Below are 24,731 nucleotides of genomic sequence, written 5' to 3' on the forward strand. Positions count from 1 at the left end.
TCAGCCGATCGAACGCTTCACCTGGTCGAAGACCCAGGCGTACGTCGAGGCGAGGCCGTCGGCCAGCGAGATCGACGGCGCCCAGCCGTAGGTCTCCTGGATCTGGGTGTTGTCACTGTTGCGGCCACGCACACCCTGCGGTGCGTCGAGCTTGTGGTTGCGCTCGCACCGGATGCCGGCGATGCCCTCGACGATGTCGACCAGCTGGTTGATCGAGACGAGCTCGTCGGAGCCGAGGTTGACCGGGGCGTTCGAGTCGCCGGCCAGGATCATCTGCGAGCCCTTGAGACAGTCGTCGATGTACATGAACGAGCGGGTCTGCTCGCCGTCGCCCCAGATCTCGATCTGGTGCTCGCCGGTGATCGCGGCGGTGGCGATCTTGCGGCACACGGCGGCCGGAGCCTTCTCGCGACCGCCCTCCCACGTGCCCTCGGGGCCGTAGACGTTGTGGTAGCGCGCGATCCGGGTGGTGAGCCCGAAGTCCTCTTCGAAGTGGCGGCACATCCGCTCGGTGAAGAGCTTCTCCCAGCCGTAGCCGTCCTCCGGCATGGCCGGGTAGGCGTCGGCCTCCTTGAGGGCGGTGATGTCGGTGTCGGTCTGCTTGTCCGCGGCGTACACGCAGGCGGACGACGAGTAGAAGTAGCGTTGCACGTCGTGCTCGCGGGCGGCCTGCAGCATGTGCGTGCTGGTCAGCACCGTCAGCATGCAGAGGGCCTTGTTGTTCTCGATGAAGCCCATGCCACCCATGTCGGCGGCCAGCATGTAGACCTCCTCGGCGCCCGCAGTCTGCGTCATCGCGGTGTCGAGCAGGGAGAGGTCGCCGACGACGTTCTCGGCGTCGGGGTGCACCTGGTACCACTCGGACTGCGGCTTCACGTCGACCGAGCGAACGGTCTTTCCCTGTCGCAACAGGTCGGCCACGAGGTGGCCTCCGATGAACCCGCCGCCACCGGCGACCAGGACATCCACGGGTTTCGACACGACAGCCCTCCAAGCGACTGGACAACGGTATGGAGAGGCCCCCGGCCCTCACGGAAGACTTCAACGACCCGGTTACCGGATGGTTATGCTTCTCGGGTTCACGAACCGGAAGGCTCCGTTCCCTGATGGCTGTCCAGACCTGCCCCGCCTGCCACTCGCGCGGACTGCACCCCTATCCGGTGTCCCGGCGCACCGGGCGACGCAACTTCCGCTGCACCTCCTGCGGCCTGGTCGGCTGGGGGCAGCGCGACGAGCTGGCGCCGGTCGAGACCGTCGGGCTCGACACGATCTCGGTCGAGCAACGCGAGGCGTGGTTCCAGCTCAAGCGCGACGGCGTCACCGCCGCCGCATGGGCCGAGACCCTCGACGAGCTGTCATCCCGCCTTGGTCTCGAGACAGGCGCCGGCCAGCCGAAGATCTACGACATCGGCGCCGGCGACGGAGCGTTCCTCGACTTCGCCAGGTCACGCGGGTACGACGTCGGGGGCAACGAGCTGCTCGAGGCGGCCATCGAGATCGCGCGTTCGAAGTTCGACATCGACCTCGACCTCGGCGACCTCTCGGCCCTCGACCTGCCTGCAGCGAACGACGCCGTGACCCTGTGGTGCGTGCTGGCCCACGTGCCCTCCCCCGACGAGCTCCTCGACGAGTGCTTCTCGCTGCTGAAGCCCGGCGGCGTGCTCTTCCTGCAGACGCCGTACCGCTGCACGATCGACGCGATGGCACTCGGCGCGCTCCGGGCCTCGCGCGGACGGGTCAGCCGCTGGGTCGACCGCCGCATCGCGCAGCACCACTGGCTCCTGCACACCCGCCGCAGCATGACCGTCGCGTTGGAACGCGCGGGCTTCGTCGACGTACAGGTCACGCCGCAGGCGCGCTACTCGCTGCAGGCCGCGCCCTACCTCGCCTCGCTCGGCCTCAAGGGACGCGGCGGCGAAGTCGTCTCCAAGGGCGTGGATCGCCTGCTGGACAAGGGATTGGCGCCACGCATCGTGCTCGACGTCTATGCCCGACGCCCGCTCGCGGCCACTCCCGGCCAGGCGCTGACCGCATGAAGCGGGCCTTCATCACCGGGATCACCGGCCAGGACGGCTCCTACCTCGCCGAGCTGCTCCTCGAGAAGGGGTACGACGTCCACGGGCTGGTGCGGCGCGCCTCGACGCTGAACCGCAGCCGCATCGACCACCTGCACGACAACCCGCACCTGACGCTGCACTACGGCGACCTGACCGACGGGGTCAGCCTGGTCAACCTGATCCACAAGATCGAGCCGCACGAGGTCTACAACCTGGGCGCGCAGAGCCACGTGAAGGTGTCCTTCGAGATGCCCGAGTACACCGCCTCGACCGACGCCGTCGGCACCCTCCGGTTGCTCGAGGCGATCCGCGCCGCCGGCATCGACTGTCGCTTCTACCAGGCCTCCACCTCAGAGATGTTCGGCGCGACGCCGCCTCCGCAGAGGGAGTCGTCGGCGTTCTACCCGCGGTCGCCGTACGGCGCGGCGAAGCTCTACTCGCACTGGGTGACGGTGAACTACCGCGAGGCCTACGACCTGTTCGCGGTCTCGGGAATCCTCTTCAACCACGAGTCCCCGCGGCGCGGTGAGTCCTTCGTGACCCGCAAGATCACGCTCGGCGCGGCCGCCATCAAGCTCGGCGTCAAGGACCGGCTCGACCTCGGCAACCTCGACGCGGTGCGCGACTGGGGCTACGCGCCGGAGTACGTCGAGGGCATGTGGCGGATGCTCCAGCGCGACGTGCCCGACGACTACGTCCTGGCCACGGGCGTCGGCACCTCGGTGCGCGAATTCTGCGCCGCCGCCTTCGCCCACGTCGGGCTCGACTGGGAGGAGCACGTCACCCACGACTCCCGCTACGAGCGCCCGACCGAGGTCGACGCGCTCATCGGCGACGCGTCGAAGGCCCAGTCGCTGTTGGGCTGGAAGGCCGCGACCCTGCCCGACGAGCTGGCGCGCATCATGGTTGACGCCGACCTGGAGAAGATGGCGCGGCTGATCGAGCGATGACCGGCCGCACGCACCTGGTCACCGGGGTCGGCGGGCAGGACGGCATCCTGCTGGCCCGGCACCTCCTTGCCGCGGGCGACCGGGTGATCGGCACGGTCACGACCCACGACGACCCTCGGCTGGCGGTCTACCTGCCCGGCGTCACCCTCGAGGAGCTCGACGTGCGATCGACCGCGTCCTTCGAGTCGCTGGTCCGCCAGCACCGCCCCGACGCCGTCCACAACCTGGCCGCACTGTCGTCGGTCGGCGCGTCCTGGGACTCCCCCGAGCTGACCGATGCGGTCAACCACCGGGCGGTGCTCGGGATGCTGTCGGTGATCAGCTCGTCCGGCATGGACTTCATCCAGGCCTCGTCGTCCGAGATCTTCGGCCCGGTCGAGGCCGGAGCCGTCACCGAGGACACTCCGCTCAACCCGGTCAGCCCGTACGGCGAGGCGAAGACACACGCCCACGTGGCCGTGGCCGAGGCGCGCACCGCCGGCGCCCGGGCCAGCAACCTGGTGCTCTTCGGGCACACCAGTCCCCTGCACGACGCGGGTTTCGTGCTGCCCACCATCGCCCGCCAGGCCGCCGAGGTCGCTCTGGGCCGGGCCGACGGGATCGCCCTGCGCGACCCGTCGGTGACCCGCGACTGGGGTGCCGCCGCCGACCACGTCCGGGCGTTCGCGCTGGCGGTGGGTGCGCCGTACGGCGAGTACGTGATCGCGACTGGTCGGACGCACCGCCTCGCCGACGTCGCGGCGTGGGCCCTCGAGGCAGCCCGCGCCGACCCGTCGCCAGTTCCGGACGACCCGTCGCCAGTTCCGGACGACCCGCAAAACTCACGACGGGTCGATCAGAACTCACGACGGGTCGTCCGGGCGTCGGGTGAACAGGCGCGACGAAACGACTTCGGCGGCGCGTACGGCGACTCGACGCGCGCCGCGACCAACCTGGGCTGGTGGCCGACGATCACCCTGCGCGAGACGATCGAGCAGATGGTGCGCGCCGAGCTGGCCAGACTCCGCACCGGAGTGGCCGACGCGGTGACCTACCTCGATCCGGTCTGACCGCCGAGCCATGCAACGAGGACGGCCGGTGGCTGGGTCAGGGGCGGTGGTTGGTGGCCTGGATCCCGAAGTCCGAGCGCAGGGCGCTCCTCTCGAGGAGGCGCTGCCACACGGGCCCCTGTGTCGACCAGTAGGTGAACACCTCGACGTGGAAACGCTCGGACAGCAGGTCCCGGATGGCTTCCTCGTCAACGCCCTGTCGCACGACGTGGTACTCGACCAGGTCGGACTCGACAGTCTCGTCGTACACCCCACGGAGCCGGCGGATCCGGGTGGCGAGGCCACGCGCGTAGTTGCCCTGCCCGAGCCGCCAGGCGAAGTAGGTGCCGCGGCTGGCCAGGTGGGAGGCGCGCGAGCGGCGCGGGTAGAACAGCGGGTCCTGGACGGAGAAGATCGCCCCGTCTGGAGCGATGAGGTCCTGGAGACGGTGGAAGAACTTGAGGTACTCGGGGATGTGGTGCACGACGCTGATCATCACCGCGAGGTCCCAGGTCTCGTCCTGGTCGAGCACGAACTCGCCGGTCTCGTCGTGGAACACCGACACCCGGTCATCGCCGGCGTACGACCTGCGCAGGTGGTCGGCGCTCGCCTCGCTGGCCTCGGTGACGGTCACCGTGGCACCGGCCGCCACGAGCACGTCGGTGAACGTGCCGTGCCCGGCACCGATCTCGAGCACCCGGCAGGCACCCGTGCGCGAGATGGCGTCGTGGACCAGGCCGGTCAGCCGTCCTTCGATGTCCTCGCGCAGCCGACGGTGCCGCAGGTGCGGCGATCCCTTGACGTAGTCATGCCCTGCCGCGTGCCCCGAATCCTGCGCACGAACGACACTGTCCCCGTTGTTCACGCCGTCAACAATTGCACATGCCAACCGCCGGGTACGCGGGAACCTGGAAACTCATACCCGTGAGTAGTCTTCCGCCATGAAGGAGCGCACCGCATGAGGGTCCTGGTCGACGCGCTGGCCGCCGACTTCGGTGGCATCCGGACCTACGTCGAGAACCTGCTGGCCAGCTGGGACGAACAGGCCGATGACTTGGGCGACCACCTGCTGGTGATGGTCCGGGAAGGCTCCGACCTCGACACCGGTCGGCACAGTCGTCACGAGGTGAGGATCCCGCGGCCCGGTCCGGTGGGCCGCCCGTTCAAGCAGTCCGTGGTCACCAGGAGACTGGTCACCGACTTCGGCGCGGACGCCGTCCTGGCGACGATGCCGTCCACCAGCCTCGTGCGCGTCGGCGTGCCCCTCGGCGTGGTCGTCCACGACCTCCGCCACGAGCTGCGCCCCGAGCAGTTCTCCCGCCCGCGCCGGCTGTTGCGCCGGGTCGCGTACGACCGGGCCTACGACCTGGCCGACGTGATCGTCTCGGTGTCGCAGCGGAGCCTCGACGACCTGTTCCGTCTGCACCCCGACCTGCGTACGACGACCGCGGCCGTCGTGCACCACGGAGCCGACCACGTGCTGGCGTGGCCCAGGCCCGAGCAGACGGGCCCCGCAGTCACGTTCGCGCACCACTCCAACAAGAACCCCGGCCTGGTCCTCGACGCCTGGGCCGACGGGCGACGTCGAGGGATGGCGATGCCGCCGCTGACCGTGCTCGGCACCGGCGGCCAGCGCACCGCCCTGGCCGCCCGGGTCGCCGAGCTGCGCCTGACCGACCTGGTCACCCTCGCGCCGTACCTGCCCGAGCCCGAGTTCCGCGCCACCATGGCCGGCGCGTCGATGATCGTCTTCCCCTCCGACTTCGAGGGCTTCGGACTACCGGTCGTCGAGGGCATGCTGCTCGGCATCCCGGTCGTGATCGGACCCGAGCCGGCCAGCCTCGAGGTCGCCGGCGGTCACGCCTCGGTGATGACGTCGTTCTCCGCACCTGCACTGGCCAATGCCGTCGTACGCGCCGCGGGCTTCGACGCCGACCGCCTCGAGGCGGCCCGCGCCCACGCCGCGGAGTTCACCTGGCGCCGCACCGTCCAGCAGACCCGCGCCGCCCTCCTAGCGTGCGGCGGCAGGTGACCCGGGCGTCGGGAACCAGCGCCACACCACGGCCGACTGGCCGCAGGTCCACATCGCGTTGACCACCCAGTAGACGAGCAGCGCCACCGGCACGACCCCGCCCGCGACGACCATGCCGACCGCGGACAACAGCGGCATCCACTGCTGCGCCTTGAGCATCGCCTCGGGCGCATCGGTCAGCACCGTGTTGGGCGCGACGAGGAACTTCTGGGTCACGAACGACAGGGCCGCCGCGGTGGCCGCGAGGCCAGCCACGACCAGCAGGTGCGTCGGCCCGCCACCGAGGTAGCCCCGGTCGGCCAGCGGCACGCCGACCAGCGTGGCCGCGCCCAGCGAGGCGACCAGACCGGAGCTCATCGCACCGACCGGCACACCGGCCGCGACGTCCGAGACGACCCGGTAGAGCGCGAACCAGATCGGCAGCTGCACCAGCAACGGCAGGCAGCCGAGACGTGAGACGCCGTGCTCGGCCGAGATCCGGCGCCGCTCGTCCAGGTAGGCCCGCATTCGTTCAGGGTCCTTGAGGTGGTCGCGATGCTGCTTGGCGAGCTCCTGCAGCTGAGGCCGGGCCCGCGCACCGGCGTGGGCCGTGCGCACGCCGTGCACCACCAGCGGCAGCAGGGCAAGGCGTACGACGACCACGACGGCGGCCAGGCAGACCAGCCAGGTGAGGCTGGACGTGGGTGCTGCGCCGAGGTGGGTGAGTGTGGTGTGGGCAGCGGCAACCACCGCTGCGAGGGCATGGGTCAACGGGTCGAGAAGAGACATGGAGTGCTCCAGGAGTTGGGATGGACGGACCTGACGGCTCGCGCGAGTGGCGAGGGTCAGGCGAGTCCGGGAGCACGTGGACGGATCGGGTGGTGGACGGGGTCGGTGACCCGGCCCAACGGCACGGGCGCGGCGTCACGACCGCGCGACGGCGAGGCGGCCAGCGCCCGGGCGGTGTGCCCGGCCATCGAGCTGCCGACGTGCGCGAGCGCCCCGACTGCGAGGGCGATGATGGCGAGCGCGACCGCCGCCAGGCCACCGTTCGACTCCGGCGTCGGGGCGAGCACGACAGGCGCCAGCAGGGCCAGGGCGGTGGCGACCAGCGACCCGATCAGCACGGAGGCACGCGCCCTGGCGTCGTCCTCCCGGTGGTTCATGCCGTCGAGCGTACGCCGGGGCGCAATCAGCCCCAGATGCCCGACTTGCCGACCAGCTTGCCCTTCATCGAGCTGGCCAGCTTCGGGAAGCGGCTGCGCAGCCGGCCGTACTCCTCCGGCAGGGCCAGCCGGGCACTCTTTGCCGCATCGCCCAGGAGCTCGCGGCTCTTCTTCTTCCACGACCTCCGTCGCCAGGCCGCAAAGGCCTCCGCGTCCGACGCGGCGAAGGCCGACGGCAGCGCCGAATCCTCGAGGCCCGCACTCGAGAGCCGGTAGGCCCGACGCAGCTGGCGAGAGATGCGCCTGCCCGACGAGTCGGTCCAGTAGGGGTACGCCGGCGCACCGCCGAGCGCCGAACGGTGCCGCAGCACCCGGTCGGCGTACTCACGGCACAGTGCGTCGACGGCCTCGCTCGAGCTGCGCAGCTCCGAGGTCGACCCGGTCTGGCGGGTCGACAGCTCGGTCGGGTTGTCAGGGTCGAACGCGTGGAAGTGGAAGAGCCGCAGCGGCTCGCCCGTGGTCAGCATGACGAGGCCGGACGAGTCGGCGCCGATCGGACGCTCGTGGAGGTTCACCACCGACACGTTGTAGCCGTAGTGGCGCAGGCTGCGGGCCTGGTAGAGCACGCTGCCGATGTCCATCCACTTCTGGTCGACGAACAGTCCCGAGAGGTAGTCGAAGAGGCACTCCTCCTTGAGGCGAGCCCACCACCAGTCGAGGAACTCCAGGGCCCGCCGGTCCCATGCGCCGAAGCCGAGGTTGTAGACGCCGACGGTGAGCAGGTGGCCCTGTGCGACCGGTCCCCCCTCGGGCAGCGGCTCGAGGAAGTGCGGGGTGAGCAGGATACCGCCGTCGCTGGCGTCGAGCTCCTTCGAGAGCTCCTCCATCGGCGCGGTGACGTAGGTGTCGGGATCGAGGTAGGCGACCTGCTCGGCCGTCTCGAGCACCCGCTTGAAGGCCAGCGGCTTGATCGCGGTGGCGAACTCGACGAGGTCGTAGATCATCGCCAGGTGGTCGACCTGCGCCTGGGGAAGGCCCAGGAACGCCGTGGAGACGAGGCGTACGCCGGGCAGGTCGGCGTGACTGATGTCGGGGAGCTCGGAGTCGTTCGCGCAGTCGATCAGCAGCACGACGAGCTCGGCGTCCGGGTGATGCTCGGCAAGGCTCTCGGCCAGCGACAACGCCTTCGGAAGGTAGTTGGTGGCGAGGATCGTGCAGTAGGTCAGGTCCGACATCGTGGCCTTCGCAGAAGAGTGGCGGTCGGCAGGTTCAACGACTGAGTCGAGGCCGGGATACGGGCATTTCGTGCGGCGTTCAACACGGTGATCCGGGCCACGTATGGGTGTTATGTTCCTGCGCGTGTCCACATCTGATGCAGTCCTCCGCGATCTCTACCTCGACCTCGTCAAGCGCAGCCTGACCGGCGCCCTGGCCGAGGACAACGACACGATTCTCGGTGGCGCACGCAGCGTCGGCACCGGCACTCTCGGTGAGCCGGGCCTCAACCGGGCAACCGCCACGCAGGTGCTCAAGCGTGGCGCGCACGCGGCCGGAAGGCTCGCGAACAGGTTCAACCTGGAAATCGCCTACAAGCGCCCGTACTCCCCCGAGCTGCGCGAGGTGGGGCAGGACTGGCCCTCGCGCTCGGAGTCGATGATCGGCCTGAAGCGGATGGACAACATCCAGGAGGCGATCGCCACGATCGAGGCCGAGGGTGTCCCCGGCGACCTGATCGAGACCGGCGTGTGGCGGGGCGGCGCGACGATCTTCATGCGCGCCAACCTCAAGGCGTGGGGCGACACCGCGCGCAAGGTGTGGGTGGCCGACTCGTTCCAGGGACTGCCCGAGCCGGATGCCGACCGGTATGCCGCGGACGCGGGCGACACCCACTACAAGTGGAGTGGTCTCGCGGTCGGCACCAAGATCGTCGAGCACAACTTCCGCAGGTACGACCTGCTCGACGACCAGGTCGAGTTCCTCGTCGGCTGGTTCAAGGACACCCTGCCGACCGCCCCGATCGACCAGCTCTCGCTCATGCGCCTCGACGGCGACATGTACGAGTCGACGATCCAGGCACTCGAGCCGCTCTACCCCAAGCTCGCCCCCGGCGGCTTCTGCATCATCGACGACTTCGGCAGCCACGCCTCCCAGGCCGGCCAGGCGGTGCTCGACTACCGCGCCCAGCACGGCATCACCGACGAGATCATCCAGATCGACGACTTCGGGGCCTACTGGCGCAAGAGCTGACTCCGGTCAGCCGCGACCGAGCCGCCGGTCGCGCTCTGCGGCGTGGGCGATGAACGCGTCGACGTCCTTGCCGGCGATCAGCGGGACGGCCTCGCGGACGTCCTCGTCGGGCCAGTCCCACCAGGCGATGTCGAGGAGCGCCTTGCGCTGCTCCTCGGGGAACCGGTAGGAGATCACCTTCGCCGGGTTGCCCCCGACGATCGCGTAGTCGGGCACGTCCTTGGTCACTACGGCGCCCGCGCCGATGATCGCGCCGTGGCCGATGCGGATGCCGGTGAGCACGATGGCGTTGTCGCACAGCCACACGTCCGAGCCGATCGACGAGTCCTCCGAAGGCATCGGGAAACCGTCCTTGCCGGCCCCCTCCATCTTCCAGAGGATGCGGTGCGGGTAGGTCGTCAACGCGTCCGTGGCGTGCCGTCCACCGAGCAGGATCAGCGCGTCACCGGAGATCGAGCAGTACTTCCCGATCGTCAGCTTCGTGTTGTCGTGGTCGAAGACCTTGATCATCGGCGGGCCGCCGTACGTGTGCTCCCCGACGGTCACCCGGCCGGCCTTGACCAGGCGGTTCAGGTTGGCGATGTTCTTGCCGATCACGGCGTCGCGGCCACGCAGCAGGGCGTATTTCACGAAGCGGAGGAAGTTCAGCACAGGTGGGGCCCCTTCACAGGTCGGTGTCTGTCTGGCCAACGAAGGCGGCCGGGGTGAGGTCACGCGTGCGTCGGGCGTGCCGCCCGCCCCGGGCACGACCCGTGTGGCCCCAGAAGACGGACCACCAGATTGCGGCGATCACGCCCTGACCGATCGCGCAGCCCCAGAACGCACCGACTGCCCCGTCGACCGCGGCGCCGGCCACCGTCAGCACCAGCAGGATCACTGTGCTGGCCACGTCGATCACCACGGTCTTCTGGATCGCGCGTACGCCGAGCAACCCGGAGCGCGGACCGGTGACCAGCGCCAGGAACACGATCTGCAGACCGGCCGGCAGCATCAACGGCTCGGTCACCTCCCAGGTCTCGCCGAGCACCGCACGACCCAGCCAGGTCGGCAGGAACAGCAGCACGAGCAGGTTCAGCACCGCCACCAGCACGGTGAGCACCGTCGTACGACGGGCATGGCGACGCAGCACGGCCCGACCGGCGTCGAGGTGCGCGATCTCGGCGATGCCGGCGGCCACCGACGCGGTCTGGAAGGTCATGAACGGCCGCACCAGCAGCAACGCGCCTCGCACGCCACCCAAGGCACGCGCTCCGGCGACGGCGGCGATCGCGACGGTCGTGGCCAGCGAGGCGCCGTACGTCGCGACGAACGAGAGCATGTAGCGCCAGGAGAAGCTCCACTTCGACCGGAGCCACGACAGGTTCGGGGTGATCCGGTGGTGGCGGTACTGCCAGAGGACCAGGAGCGCCGCGACGGCTCCGGTGCCGGCCCACGCCACCATGAACCAGGTGAGCGTCTGCCGGTCGAGCGCGAAGAGGGCCACGATCGCGGCGACGAGCAGGACCAGCCAGACCAGGTCGAGGGCCAGCGAGCGGGTCGGTCGGTGGGTCGCGAAGCCGAGATAGCGGCCGAGGTCGTGCAGCACGAGGAACGGCAGGCTCACCGCCAGGACCAGCAGGCCGTTGCGCAGGTCGGCGTCGAAGAAGTGCGCCACGAGGCCGCTGGCCAGCACCACCAGCGCGATCAAAGATCCGACCACGCTGGCCGACCCGATCACCGCTCCCGGACGCTCCACGGCCTCCTCGGGGTGCACCAGGACGGGCTCGCAGACCATCGCCCGGGCCAGCCCCTGGGCGGTCACGTAGACCATGAAGATGATGCCGAAGAGCCCGAAGGACGCGACGCCGAGGAAGCGTGCAGCCAGCACGGCGATCAGCAGGTTCGAGGCGCCCGAGACGACCTGGTCGATCGTGATCACGCTCAGTCGACGGCCCGCCGACCCCACCGACTGCTTGCTCTGACTCAAGCCATCCCTCGTTGTCCTCGGCCCCTGGCTGCGATCCTCCGGCAACGGACGGCCGCGGGTAGCGTAACCGAACACGTCTCCCGGACGTTTCCCTTACAACGCGCCTGATGCGGCGCGGCTACGCCCTTCACCATCGAGCACTGCCACCCGGAGGTTTCGCTTGTCGCCGTCAACACCCGAGGCGCGTGCCCACGACGGCGCAGTCCGCGAGTGGGCCACCCGGGCCGTCCAGTGGGATCCCGCCCGCAACACCATCAAGCGCGGCGTGCACCTTGCCGCCCGGGCGCGCGGCGTACGTCTGGAGCGCTCCGGCCGGGTGCCGGCGATCGCGAACCTCTACGCCGCCGGGTCGCCCAAGGCCGGCAGCCAGTGGATGAAGGCGCTCCTCGACCACCCCGTCGTACGCCGCCACACGGGGCTGTTCACGTTGCCCCAGCTCGACTACCAGCTGAAGCCCTCCAAGCCGTTCCCGGCGGGGACGTTCGTCCCGGGCCTCTACTTCAGCCACGACGAGTACCTCGCGATGACGCACCGCCACCCCTACCGCCTGATCTACATGTTCCGCGACCCGCGCGACCTCTTCGTCTCCGGCTACTTCTCCGCGATCGGCACGCATCGGCCGGTCGCCGGCTACGAGGACTTCCGTGAGGACCTGCGGTCGAAGCCGATCGAGGAGGGGCTGCTCGAGGTGATCCGCCTCGGCGGCTCGCGACTGCTCGAGATGGCCACCTGGCTCGATGTCGACGACCCGAATGTCGCGACGTTCAAGCTCGAGGAGGTCTCGGCCGATGCCCGCACCAACCTGTCCGCGATCTTCAAGCACTGCGAGATCGACCTCACGCCCGACGAGTTCGAGACCGTGCTGTCCGACGTCTCCCGCGAGGCGTTGCAGGTCAAGGACCTGGCCCAGCGCGACGCCGGGTCCGAGTCGCACTACCGCCTCGACCGCAAGACCTTCCGCGACCTGTTCAACGAGGAGCACTACGCGGCCGTCGAGGCCCTCTCGCCGGGCCTCGCCGAGCGACTGGGGTATCCCGCATGAACGGCCCCGGCATGACGACGTCCGAGCCCGCGGCGCCGCCCACGGCCGCGACCGGTGACGACCACTTGCAGCCCGGTGAGACGCTGGCCCGCCTCTATCCCGAGGCTGCGGTCGGCGGCTTCACCCGGCACGACGGCTTCGTCGACTTCTACACGCGGGTCAACGCCCTGCTGACGCCCGAGTCGGAGGTGCTCGACTTCGGCGCCGGCCGTGGCCAGTGGGCCCACGACCCGATGCCGGCCACCCATCTGGCGCTGCGGTCCTTCCACGAGCGGGTGCGCCGAGTGGTCGGCATCGACGTCGACACCGCCGTCATCTCCAACCCCACGCTCGAGGACGCCCTGGTCGTGCCCCCGGGCTCACCGATTCCGTACCCCGACCAGAGCTTCGACCTGGTGCTGGCCGACTACGTGCTCGAGCACGTCACCGAGGCCGACGCACCCGGTGTCGCCGCCGAGGTGCTGCGCGTGCTGAGGCCCGGCGGCTGGTTCGCCGCGCGTACGCCGAACAAGTGGGGACTGATCGGACTCGGCGCCCGGTCCGTGCCGAACCACCTGCACACCCGGGTGCTCTCCAGGCTCCAGCCCGGCCGCAAGGCGGAGGACGTGTTCCCGGTGGAGTACCACATGAACACCCGACGACACCTCGCACGGCTCTTCCCCGAGCCGAACCGGCTGGTCGTCTACGGCCACAGCTCCGAGCCGACCTACATGGGCAACTCCGTGCCGGCCTGGCGGGCCGCGCAGTTCCTCGACCGGCTCACCCCGCCCCGTCTGGCCTCCACCCTGATGGTGTTCGTCCAGAAGGCCTGACGCCGACAGGAGCGTGCTCCTAGAGCCGGGCCAGCGCCGCCAGCACCTGTTCCTTGCGCGGCGCCCCGGTCGCCCGGGTGACCTCCCGGCCGTGCGGGTCGAGGACCAGCGTGGTCGGCGTACGCAGGATGCCCACGCGGCGGACCAGCTCGAGGTGGTGCTCGGCGTCGACCTCGATGTGCTCCACCCCGGGGACGATACCGGCGATGTCGGACAGCACCCGCCGGGTGGCGCGGCACGGGGCGCAGAACGCGCTGGAGAACTGCAGGAGCGTGGCCTTCTCCCCCAGCGTGTGCTCGATGTCGGTGGCGTCGAGGATGCTCTCGACCCGCTCCTCCTCGACCTCGGGCGCGCCGTGCACCTTGTGCGTGCCGCGGAACCGGCCGTCGGCGTACGCCCGCCACACCCCGAACGCCAGGGCGAGGGGTACGACGACGAGCAGGACGATCTGGCCGGTGGTCACGTGAGCCTCAACCGACGTGCGCCGCCGGGTGTTCCCGGCTCAGCCACCGGCGAACGGCGGTAGGAACTCCACCGACTGGCCGGGTCGCACCCGCACGGTGTCCGGATCCTGCCTCCCCGCGGGCTCGTCGTCGACCAGCACCGAGCACACCCCGATGACCCGCTCGAGGGTGTCGGAATCGGGGTGCAGGGCCAGCGCGCGGGCCCGGACCTCGGTCAGCGTGAGCGGCCCTTCGACCGCGAGCACGTCCTCGTTCACGCCCGACGCAGCCCGCGCGGAGGCCCAGTAGCGCACGATGATCTGCGTCTCTCTCTGCGGCGACGCAGCGGAATCAGGGGTCATGACCGATATCCTTCCTTATCTGCGTCTGCGGATCACCACGTGGAAGGAGCGCCCGTGAGCACACTTCTCCTACTGACCAGCGCCCTCCAACCGTCAGCCGACGTGCTTCCGGGGTTGGCCCTGCTCAACCACCAGGTCCGCATCCTCCCCTCCGAGGGCAGCGCCCTGCTCGAGGCGCCCGACGCCGACCTGCTCCTGGTCGACGGGCGCCAGGAGCTGGCCCACGCGCGTGACCTCTGTCGCCTGATCCGCACGACCGGCTCCGACGCCCCTGTCCTGCTGATCACCACCGAGGGTGGCCTCGCGGTGGTCGCAGCCGACTGGGGCATGGACGACGTCGTGCTGCACACCTGCGGACCGGCCGAGCTCGAGGCCCGGATCAAGCTCGCCATCGGCAGGCTGGCCCAGCAGCGCGAGGCCGACGATCCCGACGCCCACGTGATCCGCAGCGGCGAGGTGGTCGTCGACGACGCGACGTACACCGCCAAGCTCGGCGGCCGCACGCTCGACCTGACGTTCAAGGAGTTCGAGCTGCTGAAGTTCCTGGCCCAGCACCCGGGTCGGGTCTTCTCGCGCCAGCAGCTGCTCCAGGAGGTCTGGGGCTACGACTACTTCGGCGGTACCCGCACCGTCGACGTGCACGTACGCCGCCTCCGCGCCAAGCTCGGACCGGAGCACGAGACGCTGATCGGCACCGTCCGCAACGTCGGCTACCGCTTCATGGTGCCGACCAAGGAGAAGGAAGACGCCGCACAATCGGCCCAGGAGTCCGCCGACTCCTGACCCGGGGTGGCTAGGGTCGCCCCATGACCTCCGCACTGCTGACCGAGATCACCGCGCTCGACGACGAGGTCCTGACCGCCCTGCAACGGATCCGCGCGGCGTGCGCGACCGGCGACCGGCAGGACCCGCTCGACGAGTCGGCCACCCTGCGCCTCAAGAACCGCGGACTCGAGGGCTCGCGCCTGTGGCTGATCGGCGACTCCGGCTTCGCCCTGCTGCACGACGAGGGCGTCGACCTCGCGGTGGCGCCCTCCGCACGCGGTGCCGGCTTCGGTACGACGCTCGCGGCCGAGGCCGCACCCCTGACACATTCGGCGTGGTCCCACGGCGACCACCCGGCGGCCGCCGTGCTCGCGAAGCGTCACGGCTTCGACCGCGCCCGCGAGCTGTGGGTGATGCGTCGTCCCGTCTCCAGCGAGCTGCCCGCATCCTCAAGCACGGTTGAGATCCGCGGGTTCCAGCCGGGCGACGAGGCCGAGCTCCTGCGGGTCAATGCGGCGGCCTTCGCGCACCACCCCGAGCAGGGTTCGATGGACGCCGAGAACCTCGCGGAGCGGATGGCCGAGCCGTGGTTCGACCCGGCCGGCCTGCTCGTCAGCTTCGACGGCGACCACATGCTGGGGTTCCACTGGACCAAGCGGCACTCCGCCTCCACCGGCGAGGTGTACGTCGTCGGCATCGCCCCGGAGGCGCAGGGGCGCGGCCTCGGGAAGGCGCTGACCCTGGCCGGCCTGGAGCACCTGGCCGACCGGCTCACGTCCGACGGAGAGGTCATCCTCTACGTCGAGTCCGACAACCTGCCTGCGCGGGCGGTCTACGAGGGGCTGGGCTTCACCCACGCGCCGAGCGACACGCACGTGCAGTACCGCCACCCGCACTAACGGAGGGCGATCGCCAGGCGCGAGGCGATGTCGGCGACCGCGGCCGGACCCGACGTACCGACCCCGACGGTGTTGAAGAACCCGTGCATCAGGCCCGGTTCGCGTCGGTGCGTGACCGCCACTCCTGCTGAGCGCAGGTGCTCGGCGTACGCCTCACCCTCGTCGCGCAGCGGGTCGAAGCCGGCGGTCACCACGTGGGCCGGGGCCACCCCGGCCGGGATCGTGCCGAGCAGCGGCGAGACCCGCGGGTCCTTGCGGTCCTCGTGGTCAGGCACGTAGCTCTCGAGCGCGAGCTCGATGAACTCGTCGGTGAGGAAGAACCCCTGGCCGAACATCCGCCGGCTCTCCGTGGTGCCGACACAGTCGGTCATCGGATAGACCAGCAGCTGCCACACGGGCGGAACGTCGTCGTCGACCGTGGCCAGTGCCACCGTCGCGGCCAGGTTGCCGCCGGCCGAGTCACCGCCGACCGCGATCCGGTCGAGGTCGACCTTGAGCGAGGACGCCCGCGAGACCACGGTGCGGAACGCGGCCACCGCGTCGTCGTACGCCGCGGGGAACGGCGCCTCGGGCGCCAGCCGGTAGTCGACGGAGATGAGCTGTACGCCGGACCGCTCGGCCAGGAAGCGGCAGGCCTGCTCGTGCGTGCTGTGCCCGCCGCCGTAGATGAAGCCTCCGCCGTGGAGGAAGACCAGCGTCGGTCGCTGCTCGGAGCCCAGCAGCGTCGTCGGGACGTAGACCCGCGCGGGGATCCCGGCGAGAGAGATGTGCGCGGTCGACCCGATCGGCTGGTTGCCGCCGACCAGGACGCTCTGCGCGGCCAGCCGCTCGCGGCCGTCGGGGATCGGCAGGGTCTCGGCGGCCGTCTCACGAGCCACCTTCTGCAGCCGCAGCAGCAGCTGCGTGTCGACGTCGAGGGTCGCTCCGTCGAGCACGACCGGCTTGCCGGCGAGCCGGCGCTTGACCCCTGCGGGGAGGCTCAGCGCACCGGCCACGGTCAGCTTCTTGAGGCGATCTTCCAGAGACATGTCGAGAAACCTACCCGCGGTACGCCGGATCCGTGCGTGACGCACACCACGCGGGACGTCCCCAGCCATTCCAGTCGCTCGTGGGTGGCTGGTGGCTCTTCATCGCGCTGCGAACAGCCACCAGCCACCAACCAAGCCCACCCCCGCTGGCCCTTCCTCCGTTCGGCCCTGTCCATCAGATCGGCGGAGGTCGCCGGTCCAGAATCTCATCAAGAGTCAGTTCGGGCGTGAGATGAAGCGGACGAACGAGGGTCCAGGCGCGCGGCATACGCGACGTTGCTGCCCGCGCACGGGCGGCATGCATGCGCGGCACCATGATCTTGGCCGCCAGTTCGCCCCGCACCGCGGCGAAGTACTCGAGTCCATGGTTGCGCAGTCGCTGCTCTCGCGTGTTGTCCCTTCCTCGCTGAGGATCCGCGTCGTGATGGATCCCGTCGTACTCCCCGACCACTCCGGCCACGCGGTCGAGCAGGTCGGGGCGGGCCAGGAATCTGCCGCTCGAGCTGTAGAGGGTCGGGTTGCACAGCGGCCGCGGCAACCCCGCGTCCACCTCCCAGATGAGACGCATCTGCACCTCTTGGCGCGATTGGGCACCCTCTGATGCCAGCTCCAGCGCGGCGCGGAGAGTCGGCATCCCCACTCGTCGGGGCGCGGCATCGACATAGACGCCGAAGCGGGCGAGCGAGGTGAACTGCGCGTGGCACGCCATGTCGATCACCTCGACCGCCAGGCGTACGTCGTCGCTGTGCCGCATCTCGTCCTGGATCGCTCGGTCAACGCTGGTGCAGCGGGCGCCCAGCCGGTGGACGATCTCATCTGGCCTGAATCCCTCGCGATGTACGCGCGCTCCTTCCAGCTCACGGCGATGGCGCCCGCGGGCAGCTACCACCGGTACAGGGAGTTCCCGCATGCGGTGGTCACGGCCGTCGAAGTACGGAGCACCGGCCAGGCGCAGGCTGGCCCATCCGGTGATCGCGGCGTCCGGGGGCAGCGCCGCCGCAACCTCGACGATGCGTTGGGTCGTCTCGTCGTAGATCGCGTCCGAGGGGACGAACCGGTTCGGCGACGTACGCCGCCAGTGCGGGCCACGCGACTGGCCGTATGTCGGGCCCCGCTGCCCCGACGGGTCCACGGCCACGGGTACGACGAATTGCGGGCGCGCGATCCGGGGCGGTGGATCGAGCATCCATGCGCCTTCGAGGGGATCCTTCGGCAAAGCCATGACGACGAGCATCTCCGAAGTCACGGGGTCGCGGGCCCGTCCTCCACAGGCCACGGTGGGCTGAGACTGCTCCACCGACAGATCCACCCCTTCGTTGGTGGCTGGTGGCTGTTCGCGGCGCCATGAAGAGCCACCAACCACCAACGAAGCCCGCGATCGCCCGACCGGGCGCTCGCCGACTGCCCGAGTGCGCGGGAATCCTTCGTCACCTGCCGTTCACCATGCGGTGCCACACTCGGTGGCATGACGCACGACAGCCTCCCCTCGCACACGGCCGGATCACTCGACGAGGGGCCTGTCGACGCCGGGCTCCGCGTGGTGGGAGGCAGTGAGACCTTTGACGTCGAGCCGCCGTACGTCCCCGGCAAGGGTGAGCTGCCCCTCGAGGACTTCCCCGACCGGTTCCTCGACCGCGAGCTCAGCTGGCTGCACTTCAACCAGCGGGTGCTGGAGCTCGCCGAGGACGAGGAGCAGCCGCTCCTCGAGCGGGCCCGGTTCCTGGCCATCTTCGCCAGCAACCTCGACGAGTTCTTCATGGTGCGGGTGGCCGGCCTCAAGCGCCGGATCGCCGCTGGAGTCGCCGTACGCGCGGCCAGCGGACACCTGCCGCGCGAGGTCCTCGACACCATCTGGGTCGGGACCAAGGAGCTGATGGCACGCCACGCGGCCGTCTTCGGCGACCAGATCGTGCCGGCGCTCAAGAACGAGGGCATCGAGCTGGTCCGCTGGGACGACCTCGACAAGGACGAGCAGAAGCAGTGCAAGCGGCTGTTCAAGGAGCGGGTCTTCCCGGTCCTGACGCCGCTGGCCGTCGACCCGGCCCACCCGTTCCCCTACATCTCGGGGCTCTCCCTCAACATCGCCGTGCTGGTGCGCAACCCGAAGACCAAGAAGGAGCACTTCGCCCGGGTCAAGGTGCCGCCGATCTTCAGCCGGTTCGTGCCCGTCGGCAACCAGCGGTTCGTGCCGCTCGAGGACGTCATCGGCGAGCACCTCAAGCGCCTCTTCCCCGGCATGGAGGTGCTCGAGGCGCACACCTTCCGGGTCACCCGCAACGAGGACCTCGAGGTCGAGGAGGACGACGCCGAGAACCTGCTCGCCGCCCTCGAGAAGGAGCTGCTGCGTCGCAAGTTCGGCCCGTCGGTGCGCCTCGAGGTCGAGGAATCGATCAACCCGCGAATCCTCGACCTGCTGATCTCCGAGCTCGGCGTCACCCCCGAGGAGGTCGTGCAGCTGCCCGGCCCGCTCGACCTGCGCGGACTCCACGACATCGCCGACCTCCCCCGCGAGGAGCTCAAGTACGCCGCGTTCGTGCCGAGCACCCACGAGCTGCTGGCCGAGGTCGAGTCCGCGAGCCCGGTCGACGTGTTCAAGGCCGCGCGCCGACACGACGTGCTCCTCCACCATCCCTACGACTCGTTCTCGACGTCGGTCCAGAGGTTCATCGAGCAGGCTGCCGCCGACCCGCACGTGCTGGCGATCAAGCAGACGCTCTACCGCACCTCAGGTGACTCGCCGATCATCGACGCCCTCGTCGACGCGGCCGAGTCCGGCAAGCAGGTGCTGGTGATCGTGGAGATCAAGGCCCGCTTCGACGAGTCCAACAACATCCGCTGGGCCCGCAAGCTCGAGCACGCCGGCTGCCACGTGGTCTACGGACTGGTCGGCCTCAAGACCCACTGCAAGCTGTCGATGGTGGTGCGCGACGAACCCGAGGGCATCCGCCGCTACACCCACATCGGCACCGGCAACTACAACCCGAAGACCGCCCGCCTCTACGAGGACTTCGGCCTGATCACCGCTGACCAGGCGATCGGCGAGGACGTCGCGCACCTGTTCAACAACCTGAGCGGCTTCTCGCGCAACGCGTCCTACGACCAGCTGCTGGTCGCGCCCGACAGCGTCCGCGAGGGCCTGATCGAGCAGATCCACGCCGAGATCGAGCACCACCTGGCCGGGCGCCCCGCGCGGATCCGGCTCAAGGCGAACTCGATCGTCGACGAGGCCACCATCGACGCGCTCTACCTGGCCTCGCAGGCCGGCGTACCCGTGCATCTCCTCGTGCGCGGCATCTGCGCCGCGCGCCCCGGCGTACCCGGCCTGTCGGAGACGATGGAGGTCCGTTCGATCCTCGGCCGGTTCCTCGAGCACAGCCGGGTCTTCGAGTTCGCCGGCGGCGGTACGCCGGTCGCCTGGATCGGCTCCGCCGACCTCATGCACCGCAACCTCGACCGACGGGTCGAGGTGCTGGTCAAGCTGCCCACCGAAGACCTGGTCACCCGCGTCGCCAACGTGCTCGACCTGGCGTTCGACGCCGACACGGCCGCCTGGACGCTCGGCTCCGACGCCGACTGGACCCGCACCGAGGGCACCCAGTCGCTGCACCAGATGCTGATCGCCCGCCAGCGCCGCAACAAGCGCTGAGCGTCTAGCAGGTGGCGAGCAGCACCGGCCCGGCGGCGAGGTTCGCCATCGGGTAGCCGTCGCGCAACGCCGTGGCGGTGAGTACGACGTCCGCGTCGTCGGCCTCCGTCGTGGGGTCGGAGAACACGTCGGAGTAGGCCACCATCTGACCTGGGTCCTCGGCCGTGGCCAGCGAGCCGCGTGAGGAAGCGTTGCGCTCGGCCTGGTCGTCGTCGGCGAATCGGAACACCACGGAGAGCTGCTCGTCGGCCGACAGCGCGACCAGGTAGCCCTTCAGTGGCGACACCCCGCCGGCGTCGTCGACCAGACCGTCGGCGACCGTCTGGGTCGCCTCGTCGGCCTGGCTCATCGAAAGCGCCTCGCAGGCGTAGTCCTCCAGGAACACTGTCGCGTCGAGCGGGTCGTCCTCGAGCGGGTCGGTGAGCGGGGTGACGTCGAGGCCGTCCTCGTCGCCCGTGACGGTCTTCATCGCGCTGCGCAGGTAGGTGGCCGAGTCGGAACCGACCAGGAGGCCCTCCTCCTCCACGAAGGCCACGCTCTGCAGCTCGTTGTTGGTGAGCCCGAGCGACGCGAGCACGTCGGGCCCGCCCTCCCACACGGCGCCGTCCATGCGCTTCGACGACGGCTCGGTGTAGCCGGCCCCCTTGAACGCGGAGGCGACGTCATCGAGATCACCGGGCAGCTTGACGACCACGACCATGCCCTCGCGGGAGTGGCCCAACAGCTCCCAGTCGGCGTCGAGCGGGTCGAAGCCGAGCTGTGCCTCGATGTCATCGGCCGACCCGGCGAGCGAGGAGACCGACAGGTCGCGGTCCGTGGCGGCGGTGTAGACGTCGGAGTCACCCACCTCGTCGCGCACCCGCTCCCAGTCGGTCCAGGTCACCCGCAGCGTGTCGTCCGGCAGCAGCGCGGCCGCCTTCTCGAAGTCGCTGTCCCGCGGCCACACGAACCAGCCGACCGCCGCCGCAACTGCGGCGATGACGACCACCACCACGGTGAACAGGGCGACACGTCGACGGGACATCCGGGAGAAACCACCTCACGCCTGGGCAACGGACGCGGACCGGTCCGCGCACAAGGACATACGCTAGCGGCATGCCGCAGGCCGACATCATTGCCGCCGGTGCCGTGATCGTCCGCAAGGGCGGGGACGTGCTCATGGTGCACCGCCCGAAGTACGACGACTGGTCCTTCGCCAAGGGGAAGGTCGACCGCGGGGAACACGTCACGGCGTGCGCCGTCCGCGAGGTGCGCGAGGAGACCGGACTCGACGTACGCCTGGGCCGGCCGCTGCCCGACCAGCACTACCGAGTCGGGACCCGCGACAAGGTCGTGCACTACTGGGTCGGCCGGGTCGTGGGCAGCGACGACGTGTCCGGCTACGCGCCGAACGACGAGATCGACGAGGTCCGCTGGGTCCCCGCCGACAAGGCCGAGCAGCTGCTGACCTATCCCCGCGACCGGGAGACGCTCGCGCTGGCCCGTGCCGCCAGGGGCCGTACGACGACCCTGGTGGTGCTGCGCCACGCCAAGGCCCGGGCTCGCTCCTACTGGCGCACCGACGACCGCCTGCGCCCGCTGCTCAAGGTGGGCGCGGCCCAGGCGGAGCGCATCGTGCCCGTGCTGGCGGCGTACGACGTCCGCAGGCTGGTGTCCTCCTCCTCCAACCGGTGCGTGCAGACGCTGCTGCCGTACGCCGACGCGACCGCACGCGACATCGACACCCGTGACGCCCTGAGCGAGGAGGACGCCACCGCCGAGGGCGTGCTCGACGTGGTCGACGCGCTCGTCGAGGGCGGCAAGCGCACGGTGCTGTGCACCCACCGACCGGTGCTGCCCGACGTCTTCTTCACCCTCGGCCTGGCCGATCCCGGGCTCGAACCCGGCCAGATGTTCGTCGTTCACCTGCGCGACGGCTCGGTGGTCGCCACCGAGTGTCATCTGGTGCGCTGAATCCGGGCTGAGTCAAGAGGCCCACGGGGCAGTTCACGTGATGGCCGTCTCTTCTCCGCCCACCGGCGACCAAAGGGCCGACCAGCGTTCACCGCTCGTTCACCGAGGCCGAGCAATCCGGTCACTTGGAGGGCTTTCACTCACTGGTGTCATCAACATCAAAACATCAGGAGCACTGAAGTGAAGCGCACTTCTTTCCGTAGCATCGCGGCACCCGCAATCGCGACGATCGCCGTCTTCTCCCTTGCTGCCTGCGGTGGGGGAAATGACAGCAACACCGACCTCGAGGGCGACGCCGGCGACACCTCCGTCTACGAAGGCCTGTCCGGCACCCTCGCCGGTGGTGGCGCTTCGTCCCAGGGCTCGGCCCAGGACGCCTGGATCGCTGGTTTCTCCACGGTCGCCAGCGGCGTGACGGTCACCTACGACCCGCAGGGCTCCGGCGCCGGCCGCGAGAACTTCATCTCCGGCGGCTACAAGTTCGCGGGCACCGACGCCTACCTCAGCGACGAGGAGGGCGAGCTGACCGAAGCCACCAAGACCTGCGGCACAGCGCCGATCCAGATCCCCAACTACGTCTCGCCGATCGCGGTCATCTTCAACGTCGACGGCGTCGAGAACCTCAACCTCGCGCCCGACGTGCTGGCCGACATCTTCGCCGGCAAGATCAAGAAGTGGAACGACCCGCGCATCGTCGCTGACAACAAGGACGAGAAGCTCCCGAACGCGGACATCCGCCCCGTGCACCGCTCCGACGAGTCGGGCACCACGGAGAACTTCACCGACTACCTCGACGCGGTCGCCAAGAAGAACTGGACGGCCGGTGTCGTCGAGACGTGGCCCAAGCAGTTCGGTGGCGAGGGTGCCAAGGGCACCGACGGTGTCGTGAAGTCCGTGACCGACGGTGAGAAGAACGCCATCGGCTACGCCGACGCCAGCAAGGCCGGCGACCTGGGCGTGGCCAAGATCAAGGTCGGCGACGCGTTCGTCGAGCCGTCCGCCGACGCTGCCGCCAAGATCCTCGAGGTCTCCCCCGAGGCCGAGGGCGCCGGCGACACCGCGATGATCTACGACCTCGACCACACCACCACCGAGGACGGCGTCTACCCGATCGTGCTCACGTCGTACCTCCTGGCCTGCCAGAAGTACGACGACGAGGCGACCGCCAAGCAGGTCAAGGGCTACCTGACCTACATCCTCTCCGACCAGGGCCAGACCATCGGCTCCGAAGAGGCCGGTTCGGCCCCGCTCTCCGACGACCTGCGCACCCGCGCCCAGGAAATCGTCGCCAAGATCGGATCCTGATCGCTCAACAGGCTCAGGGGGTCGGGCCCGAAGTCGGGTCCGGCCCCCAGTCTTGATTCCACCCCCCGTCCTGCAGTTCTTGGAGGTTCAGTGAGCACCATGGTCGACCCGGGCCCCGAGGCCCCCGAGGCCCCGCCGGTAGAGGCGAAACCGCCGACCCGCCTCGGCGACCTGCTGTTCAGCAAGGTCTCGCTGGTCTCCGGTCTCATCGTGATCCTCTTCCTGGCCGGGGTGGGCACCTTCCTGCTCATCCAGGGCCTACCCGCCCTCGACGCCTCCGGTGAGGCGACGTACGGCGAACCCGACATCTGGAAGTTCGTCGGGATGCTGCTCTACGGCACGATCTACGCGTCGTTGATCGCGATCGTGATCGTGACCCCGTTGGCCGTCGGCCTGGCGCTGGTCATCTCGCACTACGCACCCAAGGCGCTGGCCAAGCCGGTCGGCTACCTGGTCGACCTGCTGGCCGCCGTACCCTCGGTCGTCTTCGGCCTCTGGGGGCTCGAGGTGCTCGCCCCCAAGCTGCTCCCGGCGTACAAGTGGCTCAACGAGCACTTCAGCTGGATCCCGCTCTTCGACGGCTCGGTGAACTCGCGTTCGCTGCTGACCGCGTCGATCGTGCTGGCGCTGATGGCGCTGCCGATCGTGACCGCGCTGCTGCGTGAGATCTTCGCCCAGACCCCGCGGGCCCACGAGGAGGCCGCACTGGCCCTCGGCGCCACGCGGTGGGAGATGATCCGCCTCGCGGTCTTCCCCTACGCCCGCTCCGGCATGGTCGCCGCGATCCTGCTCGGCCTGGGCCGTGCCCTCGGCGAGACGATGGCGGTGGCCATGGTGCTCTCCGCGACCGGCACCGGCTACCTCACGCTGAGCATCATCTCGGCGGAGAACCCGAACACCATCGCCGCCTTCATCGCCAACAACTACGCGAACGCCTCGGGCGACAAGATCAACACGATGATCTTCGCCGGCCTCGCCCTGTTCCTCCTCACTTTCGTCGTCAACTTCGCGGGCCGCTGGATCGCCACCCGCGGCCAGAACAAGGGGTGAG

Annotated in this window: 25 protein-coding genes; 13 read left to right on the top strand and 12 right to left on the bottom strand. The window is 69.8% G+C overall.

The features are described from left to right. Complete coding sequence (locus tag ASH02_RS20580) at nt 1-981, bottom strand: NAD-dependent epimerase/dehydratase family protein (RefSeq protein ID WP_056682707.1); 981 nt, start codon at nt 979-981, stop codon at nt 1-3. 125 nt (nt 982-1,106) lie between these two features. On the opposite strand from ASH02_RS20580, the gene ASH02_RS20585 reads away from it, so the two are divergent. The 3 genes from ASH02_RS20585 to ASH02_RS20595 are packed head-to-tail and all read left to right on the top strand — an operon-like array spanning nt 1,107 to nt 4,056. Further along, nucleotides 1,107-2,036 (top strand): class I SAM-dependent methyltransferase, encoded by a 930-nt coding sequence (locus tag ASH02_RS20585; protein ID WP_056682710.1) that lies wholly within the window; start codon nt 1,107-1,109, stop codon nt 2,034-2,036. After that, on the top strand, nt 2,033-3,007 hold the full coding sequence (gene gmd / locus ASH02_RS20590; RefSeq protein WP_056682715.1) for a GDP-mannose 4,6-dehydratase: 975 nt from the start codon (nt 2,033-2,035) through the stop codon (nt 3,005-3,007). Before ASH02_RS20585 ends, gmd begins: the two co-directional genes overlap by 4 nt. Beyond that, on the top strand, nt 3,004-4,056 hold the full coding sequence (locus tag ASH02_RS20595; protein ID WP_056682718.1) for a GDP-mannose 4,6-dehydratase: 1,053 nt from the start codon (nt 3,004-3,006) through the stop codon (nt 4,054-4,056). The genes gmd and ASH02_RS20595 overlap by 4 nt, the downstream gene beginning before the upstream one ends. 37 nt (nt 4,057-4,093) lie before the next feature. Here ASH02_RS20595 and ASH02_RS20600 read toward each other — a convergent pair whose 3' ends face one another. Continuing rightward, nucleotides 4,094-4,900: a class I SAM-dependent methyltransferase gene (locus ASH02_RS20600; RefSeq protein ID WP_200951155.1), complete on the bottom strand. Its 807-nt coding sequence runs from the start codon at nt 4,898-4,900 to the stop codon at nt 4,094-4,096. Between the two features lie 93 nt (nt 4,901-4,993). Here ASH02_RS20600 and ASH02_RS20605 point away from each other — a divergent pair, with 93 nt between their 5' ends. Next, a complete protein-coding gene (locus tag ASH02_RS20605; RefSeq protein ID WP_056682721.1) occupies nt 4,994-6,067 on the top strand; it encodes a glycosyltransferase in 1,074 nt (357 codons plus the stop codon). Here the strand turns inward: ASH02_RS20605 and yidC are convergent. The 3 genes from yidC to ASH02_RS20620 are packed head-to-tail and all read right to left on the bottom strand — an operon-like array spanning nt 6,047 to nt 8,447. Continuing rightward, nucleotides 6,047-6,835, bottom strand: coding sequence for a membrane protein insertase YidC (gene yidC / locus ASH02_RS20610; RefSeq protein ID WP_056682724.1), 789 nt, complete (start codon nt 6,833-6,835; stop codon nt 6,047-6,049). The two genes, ASH02_RS20605 and yidC, sit on opposite strands and share 21 nt — an antisense overlap. Nucleotides 6,836-6,891: 56 nt before the next feature. After that, entirely contained in the window at nt 6,892-7,212 is a 321-nt protein-coding gene (locus ASH02_RS20615; RefSeq protein ID WP_056682728.1) for a hypothetical protein, read from the bottom strand. A 26-nt stretch (nt 7,213-7,238) separates the two neighbouring features. After that, nucleotides 7,239-8,447 (bottom strand): hypothetical protein, encoded by a 1,209-nt coding sequence (locus ASH02_RS20620; protein ID WP_056682731.1) that lies wholly within the window; start codon nt 8,445-8,447, stop codon nt 7,239-7,241. A gap of 124 nt (nt 8,448-8,571) precedes the next feature. Here ASH02_RS20620 and ASH02_RS20625 point away from each other — a divergent pair, with 124 nt between their 5' ends. After that, nucleotides 8,572-9,459 (top strand): TylF/MycF/NovP-related O-methyltransferase, encoded by an 888-nt coding sequence (locus tag ASH02_RS20625; protein ID WP_200950123.1) that lies wholly within the window; start codon nt 8,572-8,574, stop codon nt 9,457-9,459. Between the two features lie 6 nt (nt 9,460-9,465). Here the strand turns inward: ASH02_RS20625 and ASH02_RS20630 are convergent, their stop codons facing one another. Together ASH02_RS20630 and ASH02_RS20635 are read right to left on the bottom strand one after the other, a co-directional pair. After that, complete coding sequence (locus ASH02_RS20630) at nt 9,466-10,110, bottom strand: CatB-related O-acetyltransferase (protein ID WP_056682734.1); 645 nt, start codon at nt 10,108-10,110, stop codon at nt 9,466-9,468. A gap of 13 nt (nt 10,111-10,123) precedes the next feature. Further along, nucleotides 10,124-11,425 (bottom strand): oligosaccharide flippase family protein, encoded by a 1,302-nt coding sequence (locus ASH02_RS20635; RefSeq protein WP_162250973.1) that lies wholly within the window; start codon nt 11,423-11,425, stop codon nt 10,124-10,126. Between the two features lie 160 nt (nt 11,426-11,585). Between ASH02_RS20635 and ASH02_RS20640 the strand changes: the two genes are divergently transcribed. Then, nucleotides 11,586-12,467 carry a sulfotransferase domain-containing protein gene (locus ASH02_RS20640; RefSeq protein WP_056682742.1) on the top strand — a complete coding sequence of 294 codons (882 nt, stop codon included), beginning with the start codon at nt 11,586-11,588 and terminating at the stop codon, nt 12,465-12,467. 11 nt (nt 12,468-12,478) lie between these two features. Next, nucleotides 12,479-13,279 carry a class I SAM-dependent methyltransferase gene (locus ASH02_RS20645; RefSeq protein ID WP_162262609.1) on the top strand — a complete coding sequence of 267 codons (801 nt, stop codon included), beginning with the start codon at nt 12,479-12,481 and terminating at the stop codon, nt 13,277-13,279. A gap of 19 nt (nt 13,280-13,298) precedes the next feature. Here the strand turns inward: ASH02_RS20645 and ASH02_RS20650 are convergent, their stop codons facing one another. Next, a complete protein-coding gene (locus ASH02_RS20650; protein WP_056682745.1) occupies nt 13,299-13,742 on the bottom strand; it encodes a TlpA family protein disulfide reductase in 444 nt (147 codons plus the stop codon). Between the two features lie 39 nt (nt 13,743-13,781). Continuing rightward, nucleotides 13,782-14,084, bottom strand: a complete 303-nt coding sequence (locus ASH02_RS20655) for a MoaD/ThiS family protein (RefSeq protein WP_056682747.1) — start codon at nt 14,082-14,084, stop codon at nt 13,782-13,784. A 54-nt stretch (nt 14,085-14,138) separates the two neighbouring features. Between ASH02_RS20655 and ASH02_RS20660 the strand changes: the two genes are divergently transcribed. Further along, entirely contained in the window at nt 14,139-14,867 is a 729-nt protein-coding gene (locus ASH02_RS20660) for a response regulator transcription factor (RefSeq protein ID WP_056682750.1), read from the top strand. A gap of 23 nt (nt 14,868-14,890) precedes the next feature. Then, entirely contained in the window at nt 14,891-15,748 is an 858-nt protein-coding gene (gene mshD / locus ASH02_RS20665) for a mycothiol synthase (RefSeq protein WP_056682753.1), read from the top strand. On the opposite strand, the gene ASH02_RS20670 is transcribed toward mshD, so the two are convergent. After that, on the bottom strand, nt 15,745-16,776 hold the full coding sequence (locus ASH02_RS20670; protein WP_056682756.1) for an alpha/beta hydrolase: 1,032 nt from the start codon (nt 16,774-16,776) through the stop codon (nt 15,745-15,747). The genes mshD and ASH02_RS20670 overlap by 4 nt on opposite strands. 175 nt (nt 16,777-16,951) lie before the next feature. After that, nucleotides 16,952-18,010 (bottom strand): hypothetical protein, encoded by a 1,059-nt coding sequence (locus ASH02_RS20675; protein WP_156393655.1) that lies wholly within the window; start codon nt 18,008-18,010, stop codon nt 16,952-16,954. 231 nt (nt 18,011-18,241) lie between these two features. Here ASH02_RS20675 and ASH02_RS20680 point away from each other — a divergent pair, with 231 nt between their 5' ends. After that, nucleotides 18,242-20,422: an RNA degradosome polyphosphate kinase gene (locus ASH02_RS20680; RefSeq protein ID WP_082599602.1), complete on the top strand. Its 2,181-nt coding sequence runs from the start codon at nt 18,242-18,244 to the stop codon at nt 20,420-20,422. 4 nt (nt 20,423-20,426) lie between these two features. Here the strand turns inward: ASH02_RS20680 and ASH02_RS20685 are convergent, their stop codons facing one another. Beyond that, entirely contained in the window at nt 20,427-21,446 is a 1,020-nt protein-coding gene (locus tag ASH02_RS20685) for a hypothetical protein (protein ID WP_056682764.1), read from the bottom strand. Nucleotides 21,447-21,517: 71 nt separating this feature from the next. Between ASH02_RS20685 and ASH02_RS20690 the strand changes: the two genes are divergently transcribed. From ASH02_RS20690 to pstC, 3 genes are all read left to right on the top strand, one after another. After that, nucleotides 21,518-22,375, top strand: coding sequence for an NUDIX hydrolase (locus tag ASH02_RS20690; RefSeq protein WP_056682766.1), 858 nt, complete (start codon nt 21,518-21,520; stop codon nt 22,373-22,375). A 180-nt stretch (nt 22,376-22,555) separates the two neighbouring features. Beyond that, nucleotides 22,556-23,680 carry a phosphate ABC transporter substrate-binding protein PstS gene (gene pstS, locus ASH02_RS20695; protein WP_056682769.1) on the top strand — a complete coding sequence of 375 codons (1,125 nt, stop codon included), beginning with the start codon at nt 22,556-22,558 and terminating at the stop codon, nt 23,678-23,680. A gap of 99 nt (nt 23,681-23,779) precedes the next feature. Next, a complete protein-coding gene (gene pstC / locus ASH02_RS20700; protein WP_056685040.1) occupies nt 23,780-24,730 on the top strand; it encodes a phosphate ABC transporter permease subunit PstC in 951 nt (316 codons plus the stop codon). Nucleotide 24,731: the final 1 nt, after the last annotated feature.

Origin of the sequence: Nocardioides sp. Soil796 (assembly GCF_001429525.1) — a bacterium.
GTDB lineage: Bacteria > Actinomycetota > Actinomycetes > Propionibacteriales > Nocardioidaceae > Nocardioides.